The organism is Prevotella sp. C561, assembly GCF_000224595.1.
GTDB classification, from domain to species: domain Bacteria; phylum Bacteroidota; class Bacteroidia; order Bacteroidales; family Bacteroidaceae; genus Prevotella; species Prevotella jejuni.
The window spans coordinates 44,612-55,156 of sequence record NZ_JH114157.1 but is presented as its reverse complement, the minus strand read 5'-3'; the positions used below and the strand labels follow the sequence as shown (position 1 = coordinate 55,156).

Here is a 10,545-nt window from a genome sequence, read left to right as displayed (position 1 = left end):
GAGCATAGCCTCGATAGTAGAAGTGTCATCAGTAGACTCGATAGTGACGCTGATACGACCAACCAGAGATACTTGATGCAGGCTGACCCTTCTTGTCAGTCGTACGACTGAACTCGTAGTTAGAATAGAGTACGTCGTACTCCTTGCCACCTAATTCCAATGTTGCTCTAAATGAACTCATGATAGATAATTTTAAAGTAGTTAGAAAAAATAAGAAAACGAGGTCATCTTAATTTCCCTCACGTATGAGAAACAAAAAAGAGAAAACCCCTAACAACGTTTTGAAGTCTCCTCTGCGTGTGGCTGTAAAACAGTCTTGCTCTTTGGAAGAAGAGGAAGATTTGCAATCTGTTGTCATTTTCGTTGTCAAAAGTAATTATATAATATCATAAAAGCAATTGATACAACATTAAATAACAAAGGTTTAATATCTTATACACATTCAAAGCCATCTTCATTCTGCCCCTTATCCACCCTTTGTGTTTGTGTCATTCTGTCTATGTAAGAGCTTTCAGTCACTCTATATCATTATGTCATTCTGTCTGAGAACATTAAAATCTCCAATAGTTCAGTGCTTTCAGTCACTCTATGTCATTATGTCATTCTGTCTGAGAACATTAAAAGCATAGTCCATTCTGTCCCCTCTGTCTTAGTGCAATTTGCGTAATTCGTAGTTCTTTGTAGATAGTTGTATAGTATAGTCCATACCAGTCTTATTCCCATGTGGCATTATATCATCTTTTAATATGTCATTCTATTTATGGATAGTCCGTCTTTGTACCACTCAATTAAACCTCCGTATTTGTATGTCTGTGGAACTCGGTGTGAGTATGAAAAGTCTCAACAAAAATGTAATGAAAGGTAGGAGTTAATGACGAAGGTTATATACATGGTTCACGTCTATAATCTGCATTAAATCAGTGTGTTGTGAGCAGTGGAGGAGAAGGTGCTTATTAAGACACAAGAAGAGCCTTAACAAGCATCAAGAAGGGCATGTTCTTGAGGGCAGAAGGGCGTCTTCTTGAACCATGAAAAGGAAGTATTGGATATGGTGTATGCGATAAATCTTTACATCATCCATCCTTTTCCTTAGTTTTATTCATGGCTGGTTTATATGGGAACTCTACGCCTATACCTTTAAATCGTACAATTAATTTCTTAAGGTCAGGACAATGTCATTTCAACTGTCCTACCAGCTGACACAATAAAAAGTTTGTCGACCGCTTCCAATTATTATAAGTTCTTGAAGTTACATATCCAAAAATTAGGAAGCTCAGAAATACTGTCGTATCTTTGCAACATCAAGAAAAACGATGTTTTATACCACCAACAAATTAAAAACCATACTGTGCATCGAATCCAGCGTGATTTTACCAAGAGAAAGACTGCTCCGGTATGCCCATCAGCATTCCTCATGCTCCTAAAGAAATGAAGCCAATGACACCATTCAGATGACGTACCCCATCTTCATTCTGCCCCTTATTCACTCTTTGTCATTATGTTCTTCTGTTTATGTATGAGCTTTCGGTCACTCTATGTCGTTATGTCATTCTGTCTGAGAATATTGAAATCGTTGTTCCTTCTGTGCCCTCTGTCTCTCTATGTCATTATGTCCATCTGTCTGAGAACATTAAAATCTCCAATCGTCCAGAGCTTTCAGTCTCTTCCTGTCATTATGTCATTCTGTCTGAGAACATTTAAAGTGTTGTTCCTTCTGTATCCTCTGTCTTCGTGTACTTCGTAGTTCTATGTTGATAGTTGTTTAGTATAGTCCATACTGTTTTGGGGTTTCTTCATAATTTTGGAGTAATAATGACTCGCCTAAGCTTAGGTCTCTGATGAAATGTCACATAGAGAAAAGGAGAGTACGGAGAGTTATCAAAATAAAGTACTGTTAGTCATGGAGGTACCGTCGGTGCGTAGAGTGACGGAGATTGTTAGCCAGTTTTATTAGAGCTTATATACCCAAAGTGGTTAACCCAAAAGATTTATCAGGAATCTGGACGCTACACCTTCGTTGCTCTTTGTGCCTAGTAGGGGTATGATATCGTCTGTTACATTGGTTTAACATTCTATTTTTGACGCTGCCTGTTATTTCCTACCTTTATATACAAGGTGAGTTTAGGTAATTAACGATGAAAAACAATAGCTTTTATTTTGTCCTTTAAGGAATTTACTTTATATTTGCAGAATAAATAGAAAAATAAAAACCGAATGTCATTTACAACACATTGTAACGAGATTTTCAATCAGGCAATCCGTGATTATCATATTACGGATAATGTTGATACACCGATTAGTAACCCTTATGACAGAGATTCTATCGAAAATCGTCTCTATCTGAAATGCTGGATTGACACTGTACAGTGGCATTTCGAGGACTTAATCCGTGATCCGCATATCAATCCTGAAGAAGGGATGAGCCTTAAGCATCGTATAGACCGTTCTAATCAGGACCGTACTGACCTTGTTGAGCAGATTGATTCATATTTCCGTCAGCTCTACTCTGATGTGACGCCTCTCCCAGATGCTACTATTAATACCGAAAGTCCAGCATGGGCAGTAGATCGCTTGTCTATCCTTGCATTGAAGATTTATCACATGAAAGAGCAGACGGAGCGTACAGATGCTTCGCCAGAACACATCGAAAAATGTAAGTCTAAGCTGAACATCCTCCTCGAACAACAGAAAGATCTCAGTCTTGCCATCGACCAATTGCTCGATGACATCGAGCATGGTCGAAAGTACATGAAGGTTTATCGCCAGATGAAGATGTACAACGATCCTGCAACAAATCCGATTCTTTATAATAAGAAATAGAATGATGCCCCTCCCACAAGACATAGGGAGGGGTGTAATTACTCGTCTTGAGTAAATGCAAATATGCTTTATAAGGTTATTGAATAAGTATATCTTATTTGCTTATCCTAACTGATAATAGCCAGTGTTCTCGTTTCTTATTCTGCTTATTTATTCTTGTTAGCCTATGAAAACCCCACATATTCTTATCATTCGATTCTCTGCCATGGGTGATATAGCCATGACTGTTCCTATCGTTTATTCGCTTGCAAAGCAGTATCCAAATGTGAGAATAAGTGTGCTTTCTCGTCCTTTTGCACGACCATTCTTCCAAGGTCTTGCCTCTAATGTATGCTTTATGGAAGCTGATCTGAAAGGGGAATATAAGGGATTGACGGGTCTTAACAAACTATATAGGCGCTTGGTGGCAAAGCAGTTTACCGATATAGCCGACCTTCACAATGTACTCCGCACTCGTTTCCTTCGCTTTCGTTTTCTCCTTGGTGGCTATTCTGTGGCACATATCAATAAACATAAGCAAGGTAAGAAATTGCTTTGTCGGGAAGAAAATAAGGTTTTCATACAACAGCCCACATCCTTTCAGAATTATGCAGATGTGCTTAAGGAATTAGGTTATCCTATTAAACTCGAATTTACGAGTATCTTTCCACCTGAAGGAGGCGACTTACAACGTCTGCCAAACATTATAGGAAAGAAGCAGAAAAAGGAGCGTTGGATAGGTATTGCACCCTTTGCAGCTCATGCGGGTAAAATGTATCCACAGGAGAAAATGGAACTTGTGATACGTAAACTAACTGAGCAACACCCGTCTTGGCGTATCTTTCTCTTTGGTGGAGGCAAGGAAGAGATTGAAGTACTCAATCGTTGGGCTACGCAATATCCACAATGTTTATGTGTGGCAAGTGTCCTTAAAGGGTTAGAGCAAGAACTTATCCTTATGAGTCACCTCGATACTATGGTCTCAATGGACAGTGCTAATATGCACCTCGCTTCCCTCGCAGGTACACGAGTTGTAAGTGTGTGGGGCGCAACCCACCCTTATTGTGGATTTATGGGTTGGCAGCAGAAGGAAGAAGATGCTGTTCAAATCAATACACTCTCTTGTCGTCCTTGTTCAGTCTTTGGTAACAAACCCTGCCATCGTGGCGACTTTGCTTGTATGAATAATATTCTTCCAGAAGAGATTGTGCGTCGTCTTGAAGAAGGGTTGCATTCTTAATAGAAGAATAAAAGAAAGAAAATGATAAAAGAGATTAATCTTTAAACTTCCAATAATATGAAACAAACGGTCACTCTACTCGTCTTTCTTCTTACCATGCTGTCCTCCTGCTGTAATAAGACAAGTTCCAAGCTGACGGAGAATAATCCATTAGATAGTCTGGTTCTCGTTGATACAGTACAGATGAAGACTGCCTTTCTAAGTTGTATTCGCGATTTTGTTAAACAATATCCTAAGGATAGTACGTTTATTCTTAAAGCTGGATATGGCTATGAAGACCATGGTGTTATTAGCAATGGTGTCTATATCAACAATGACATCTTTGTTATCCAACCTGCTTATAATGATGCTTTTATGGGAGGAGAATGGTCTATTGAAGATATGTATCCTTCTCATTATTTCAAGGTTGACAATCGTATTGTCTTCCTCTGTTCACGTTCAGATTCCTTCATGAGGCAGGAGAAATATAAGAAAGCTTATCATCAGATAGTGCCTGATAGTCTCCATGAGCGCTATGATGACTACGCCTTTATACTTATTGAACATAATGACAATAAGGCAACATTGCTGTCAAGTGACGAAATAAGAAAGAGAACAATTAGTCCTATCAGTCCTTTTAGAAAAAGAATCAAGTTTATTCCACCAAAGATTAAATAATAGGAGTGGAGGATAAATAGTTTTACTCCTTTCAAGCCCTTAAAAGGTTAATTTCTTGAACGTTTTTCCTTGTAAGATATAAAAATATTTTTTTCTCCTCAAAAGATTTTGTTTTCTCAATAATATTTTGCACTTTTGTCCTCAGAATATACTAACGTAAACAAAAGATAATCTAAAAAAGGGTAAGTCGAGAAAGTTACATGGGAGAAAGCAGACCAATGTCATGTTATGAACCCTCTGTTATCACCTATTTATAAGGATGATACTACGCTTTCCAAGTACTACCGTTTCAGATAAGATCTTAATAAATTCATGTCGCAAAAGAAGAACATTAAGAGAATGCTTACAGTGCTTATAATGGCATTGTTATCCACAATATCATTTGCACAAGATGTTAACTTGGTAAATGGTGTTGAGCCTTTGCCATCTGGTGAGCAAACTCCTGGTTCAGAATACACACTCGTCTTCCATGATGAGTTTAATGAACCAAATGGCACCTTACCTAATACAAAGGTGTGGAGATACTGTACGCGTTATCCTAAAGTGACATGGGCACGTTTTTTGAGCAGCTCTCCTGAAGTCGCATATATGCAGGATGGTAATCTTGTTTTGCGTGCTATCCCTAATCCAGACAAGTCGAAAGACAACGTGGAAATGCTCTCAGGGGGAATAGAGACCAGTCAGAGTTTTATGTTCCGCTTTGGTCGAGTAGAATGTCGGGCGCTGGTTAATCCGTTTATCGGTAATTTCCCTGCTATTTGGATGATGCCAAAGACAACATTAGGGTGGCCGAAAGGCGGTGAAATTGATATCTTTGAGCAGATTGATAATGAGCAGCGTTGTTATGCAACCGTACACTCTGCGTGGACACAAAGTCATGGAAATGAGCCACATTCTGGCAATCTTTGGATGCCTATGAATCGTTATCATATTTATGCGGTAGAGTGGGAAGAAGACGTGCTGACCTTTTTTGTAGATGGTAAACGTGTTTACCAATATAAGAAGCAGAATGATAGTCAGGAGCAATGGCCGTTTGATAAGTCTAATTTCTACCTGATTCTCAATCAGTCAGTGGGCAATGGTTCATGGGCGAAAAAGCCAGATGTTAATCATACCTATGAGATGCACATAGATTGGATACGTGTCTATCAGAAACAAAAGCACATCCCTACTGTTATCAGCGTCCCTATGACGAAGATTCAAGAATGCACGGAGAGCAACGATGTCTATTCGCTACAGGGTGCTAAGATGGGGATGACAGAGAGTGAACTGCCCAAGGGCATCTATGTCTCTAATGGCAAGAAATTTATATAATAAGCTTTACTACTATGGTAGAAAAGCTAAGTAATACAGAAACGATTTACTAACATAAACAAGAAATAATCTATGGAAGAACAAATCGAAGTGAAAGAGCTCGACAGTGTTGTAGTACACTTTTCTGGTGACTCAGGTGACGGTATGCAACTTGCAGGTAACATTTTCACTACTGTCTCGGCATCTGTCGGCAATGGTGTGTCTACTTTTCCAGACTATCCGGCTGATATTCGTGCCCCGCAAGGTTCCTTGACAGGTGTGAGTGGATTCCAAGTTCATATCGGTGCGGGTAAGGTTTATACTCCTGGTGACCGTTGTGACGTCCTTGTAGCAATGAATGCTGCAGCGTTGAAGATGCAGTATAAGCACTGCAAGCCCAACGGTACGATCATTATTGACACCGATTCTTTTGGTCAACGTGACCTTCAGAAGGCCGAGTTCCGTAGTGATGACTATTTAGGCGAGATGGGTATCGACCCTGATCGCGTAGTGGCTTGTCCAATAACAAAGATGGTGAAAGACTGTTTGGCAGATACTGGTATGGACAACAAATCCATGTTAAAGTGCCGTAATATGTTTGCCTTAGGTCTTGTTTGCTGGTTGTTCAATCGTGACTTAGAGTTGGTAAACAACTATCTTGAGACAAAGTTCAAGAAGAAACCAGCCATTGCAGAGGCAAATATAAAGGTTGTACGTGCAGGATATGACTATGGTCATAACGTACATGCTTCTGTTCCTAATACTTATCGTATTGAGTCTAAGGTCAAGGAGCCTGGCCGCTACATGGATATCACAGGTAATAAGGCAACTGCTTATGGTCTGATGGCAGCGGCAGAGCGTGCTGGTTTGCGCCTGTTCTTAGGTTCTTATCCTATTACTCCAGCCACAGATATCTTACACGAGTTGGCAAAGCATAAGTCAATGGGTGTGACAACCGTTCAGTGTGAGGACGAGATTGCGGGCTGTGCATCGGCTATTGGTGCTGCTTTCGCAGGTGCTTTAGCTGCTACTTCAACCTCTGGTCCTGGTATCTGTTTGAAGAGTGAGGCCATGAACCTTGCGCTTATCGACGAGCTTCCATTGGTGATTGTTGACGTACAGCGTGGTGGACCATCAACCGGTATGCCTACGAAGAGTGAGCAGACCGACCTCTTGCAGGTGCTTTATGGCCGTAATGGTGAGAGTCCAATGCCTGTTATTGCAGCGACAAGTCCTACCGATTGCTTCGATGCAGCATATAACGCTTGTAAGATAGCACTGGAACACATGACGCCAGTCGTGCTCCTTACCGATGCTTTCATAGCTAATGGTTCATCTGCTTGGAAGCTACCTAATATCGATGAGTTGCCAGAGATTCATCCTCATTTCGTCACAGAAGATCAGAAATATAAGTACACTCCATACAAACGTGACCCTGAGACGTTGGCACGTTACTGGGCTATCCCAGGTACGGAAGGGTATGCACATATCTTGGGTGGACTGGAGAAAGACGGAGAGACAGGTAGTATCTCTACTGACCCAGAGAATCATGACAAGATGGACCACATCCGTTGGAACAAGGTGGCACGTATTCCTGTACCTGACTTGACTGTTTTAGGCGACAAGGATGATGCCGACTTACTCATTGTAGGCTTCGGTAGTACATACGGTCATCTCTATTCAGCTATGGAGGTGTTGCGTGGTAAGGGACATAAGGTTGCTTTGGCACAATTCAAGTATGTGAATCCATTACCAAAGAACACTGCAGAAGTGCTTGCTCGATACAAGAAGGTTGTTGTTGCAGAACAGAACCTTGGACAGCTTGCTGCCCTCCTTCGTATCCGTATGAACCATTTCGCTCCTTATCAGTATAACCAAGTTAAGGGACAACCATTCGTTGTCACCGAGTTGGTTACAAGTTTCGAGAAGCTCCTTAAGGCGCCTCTACCAAAGGAGGAAACGGGTACTTTCTATACGAAGATACTTGAGTAAGCATATTGACGAGTAAACAAGTCACAGGATGACGAGTTACTTGTTGATAATGCAGAGTGAATAGCAGTAATCATAATTACGTATGATGAATTAAAACAAAAAGTCATGAATCAATATACAGCACAAGATTTCAAGAAGGGACAGCCACGTTGGTGTCCTGGCTGTGGCGACCATTTCTTCCTTGCCAGCCTACAGAAAGCTATGGCAGAGTTAGGTGTTCCACCTTACGAAACAGCCGTTATTAGTGGTATCGGATGTTCAAGTCGATTACCATATTATGCAAATACATACGCTATGCAGACTATCCATGGTCGTGCAGCAGCTATTTCTACAGGTGCAAAGGTCACGAACCCGAACCTTACTATTTGGCAGGTTTCTGGTGATGGCGACGCTCTTGCTATCGGTGGTAACCATTTCATCCACGCTATGCGCCGTAATGTAGACTTGAATATGATTCTCCTGAACAACCGCATCTACGGTCTTACTAAGGGACAATATTCCCCAACAAGTCCACGCGGCTTCGTCTCTAAGTCAAGTCCATTCGGTACAACGGAGGACCCGTTCCGCCCAGCTGAGCTCTGTTTCGGTGCTCGTGGCAATTTCTTCGCACGTAGTGTTGCCAGCGACAATACTGAGACAATCGCTATCCTCAAGGCTGCCTATCAGCATAAGGGGGCTGCCGTATGCGAGATTTTACAGAACTGTGTCATCTTCAACGACGGTTGTCACAACTCTGTCTACACCTCTCAAGGTCGTAAAGAGAATGCTATCTACGTCAAGCATGGCGAACCTTTGATCTTTGGAGCCAATCAAGAGTTTGGACTCGTACAAGAAGGCTTCGGCTTAAAGGTGGTGAAAATAGGTGAGAACGGCGTTACCCGTGATGATATTCTCATACATGACGCCCACTGTCAAGATAATACTTTACAGTTGAAGCTTGCCATGATGAGTAATGAAGAGGGTTTCCCAATCGCCCTCGGAGTTATTCGTGACGTTGAGGTTCCTACCTACGACGCTGCTGTTAATCAGCAGATAGAGGAGGTAAAGGCGCAGAAACATTACCACACCTTTATGGAGATGCTCGAAACCAATGATATTTGGGAAGTAAAAGAGTAATAATTTAAGACGAAATACACTTGCACGAAAAGAGGAAAAGATGTATCTTTGTGGGCAGAACAACCATTTAAGATGTCATGAGTAGGCTAACCTCATTTCTACGTAGCAAGTATATGATACATACAAATGCCAGTTCCTGGCGCACAAGTGTTGCGTTGGGAGTTGGCATTTTTTTGTTTCTTTACCTCCTGCAGCCGTTTGGAATCAGTCGATATAGGGGTAGTATTTTCTTGATGTGTCTTGGTTTTTGCGTCATGACCATAGGTGTTCAGTGGCTATGTACTTTCTTTTTCTTCAGACGACCAGCACAGAAGAAGATGCCAGTAACCAATGCTTACATGATTATTTACAGTGTTGCTATCGAGTTTGCGTTGGCTATCTCTCTGACGCTCTATGCTGCTTTCTTCTTCCACATACCGTTGTCATGGCAGCTCTTTTGGGTGTTCTTTTATTGGACCTTCCTTGTTTGGGTAATCGTTACGGCTATCTTTACGTTGTTAAACTATAACCGTATGTTGAATAACAGACTGGAAGAGATGATAAAGAAGACTACAGACGAGCAAGAGGATGTCATCATTACGCTGCACGACCAGAACCTTCGGGGGACCGACCTGACCTTACCTATCAACAATCTACTCTATATCGAAGCACGAAAAAACAATGTTTGTGTTTGTTATATAAAGGAAGGTAGGTTACAGAAGACCGAGCTCCGCTCTACATTGACAGCCTTGAAGGATGACCTTCCATACGATAATGTCTTCCAATGTCATCGTTCCTTCCTTGTAAATGTCAATAACATCGTATCTGCAAAAGGTAATTCTAACGGCTATCAGTTGCTCCTCACTGGTTGTGAAGACATCATTCCCGTCTCTCGTACGTTTGTTTCAGGCCTTCGCCACTTTGTTGGTTAAGGTCTTTGCAGGCTGTAGTCTGTCTTCTGTTTAGTGCTAATAGCATTGTTAAAATGCGTGTTCTCTCCGCTTGATAACTGCCTGTAAGTTCTCTCTACCTACTTGTTCTACCCCTCGCAAACGAATTAGGAACGACTAAACCACCCTTCCTTTCGAATTATTTTCATGTAAGAAAGAAATTATTTTCATGAAAAAAAATATTTTTCTTCACGACAATAAATATTTATTTTCATGAAAATAATTCGCAAGAGGGGGAGTTGTCTGATAATAAAGACGATTGGAATACTTGTAATAAACAGCTTTTACCACTATAAAAAACGTCAAAAGAAAAGGGAGAGTAGACTTTTTATATACCAAGAAAGTAGTTGTTTACGTTCAAGCCAATAGAATTTCTATGAACAAGAAAGTAAGAGATTATGTTCAGTCGATAGGACTTCTATCTATAAGAAAGTCAGTGATTATGTTCAAACTAATAGGCTCGCTATATCCAAGAAAGGATGTGTCTATTTGGTAGGGGTACGCCTATTTTACAAGAGA

7 protein-coding genes and 1 pseudogene are annotated in these 10,545 nt (G+C 41.0%); 7 read left to right on the top strand and 1 reads right to left on the bottom strand.

The window, feature by feature from the left end; genetic code table 11:
* Positions 1-181, bottom strand: a pseudogene (gene tssD / locus HMPREF0666_RS14535) (type VI secretion system tube protein TssD); the annotation flags it as partial.
* 2,033 nt (positions 182-2,214) lie between these two features.
* Here tssD and HMPREF0666_RS14530 point away from each other — a divergent pair.
* From HMPREF0666_RS14530 to HMPREF0666_RS14500, 7 genes are all read left to right on the top strand, one after another.
* Positions 2,215-2,820, top strand: a complete 606-nt coding sequence (locus HMPREF0666_RS14530; protein WP_009013131.1) for a DUF4254 domain-containing protein — start codon at positions 2,215-2,217, stop codon at positions 2,818-2,820.
* A 166-nt stretch (positions 2,821-2,986) separates the two neighbouring features.
* Entirely contained in the window at positions 2,987-4,039 is a 1,053-nt protein-coding gene (locus HMPREF0666_RS14525; protein WP_009013130.1) for a glycosyltransferase family 9 protein, read from the top strand.
* A gap of 57 nt (positions 4,040-4,096) precedes the next feature.
* Positions 4,097-4,696: a hypothetical protein gene (locus HMPREF0666_RS14520; protein WP_009013129.1), complete on the top strand. Its 600-nt coding sequence runs from the start codon at positions 4,097-4,099 to the stop codon at positions 4,694-4,696.
* Positions 4,697-5,008: 312 nt separating this feature from the next.
* Positions 5,009-6,010: a glycoside hydrolase family 16 protein gene (locus tag HMPREF0666_RS14515; protein WP_009013128.1), complete on the top strand. Its 1,002-nt coding sequence runs from the start codon at positions 5,009-5,011 to the stop codon at positions 6,008-6,010.
* A 72-nt stretch (positions 6,011-6,082) separates the two neighbouring features.
* Entirely contained in the window at positions 6,083-7,981 is a 1,899-nt protein-coding gene (locus HMPREF0666_RS14510) for a 2-oxoacid:acceptor oxidoreductase subunit alpha (RefSeq protein ID WP_009013127.1), read from the top strand.
* 105 nt (positions 7,982-8,086) lie between these two features.
* Positions 8,087-9,097, top strand: a complete 1,011-nt coding sequence (locus tag HMPREF0666_RS14505) for a 2-oxoacid:ferredoxin oxidoreductase subunit beta (RefSeq protein ID WP_009013126.1) — start codon at positions 8,087-8,089, stop codon at positions 9,095-9,097.
* 254 nt (positions 9,098-9,351) lie between these two features.
* On the top strand, positions 9,352-10,008 hold the full coding sequence (locus HMPREF0666_RS14500) for a LytTR family DNA-binding domain-containing protein (RefSeq protein WP_232214126.1): 657 nt from the start codon (positions 9,352-9,354) through the stop codon (positions 10,006-10,008).
* Positions 10,009-10,545: the final 537 nt, after the last annotated feature.

Excerpts from the sequence above, each read along its gene's own strand:
- HMPREF0666_RS14505 (WP_009013126.1), top strand. The coding sequence starts at position 8,087 with ATGAATCAATATACAGCACAAGATTTCAAGAAGGGACAGCCACGTTGG.
- HMPREF0666_RS14500 (WP_232214126.1), top strand. The coding sequence starts at position 9,352 with ATGACCATAGGTGTTCAGTGGCTATGTACTTTCTTTTTCTTCAGACGA.
- HMPREF0666_RS14525 (WP_009013130.1), top strand. The coding sequence starts at position 2,987 with ATGAAAACCCCACATATTCTTATCATTCGATTCTCTGCCATGGGTGAT.
- HMPREF0666_RS14510 (WP_009013127.1), top strand. The coding sequence starts at position 6,083 with ATGGAAGAACAAATCGAAGTGAAAGAGCTCGACAGTGTTGTAGTACAC.
- HMPREF0666_RS14520 (WP_009013129.1), top strand. The coding sequence starts at position 4,097 with ATGAAACAAACGGTCACTCTACTCGTCTTTCTTCTTACCATGCTGTCC.
- HMPREF0666_RS14515 (WP_009013128.1), top strand. The coding sequence starts at position 5,009 with ATGTCGCAAAAGAAGAACATTAAGAGAATGCTTACAGTGCTTATAATG.
- HMPREF0666_RS14530 (WP_009013131.1), top strand. The coding sequence starts at position 2,215 with ATGTCATTTACAACACATTGTAACGAGATTTTCAATCAGGCAATCCGT.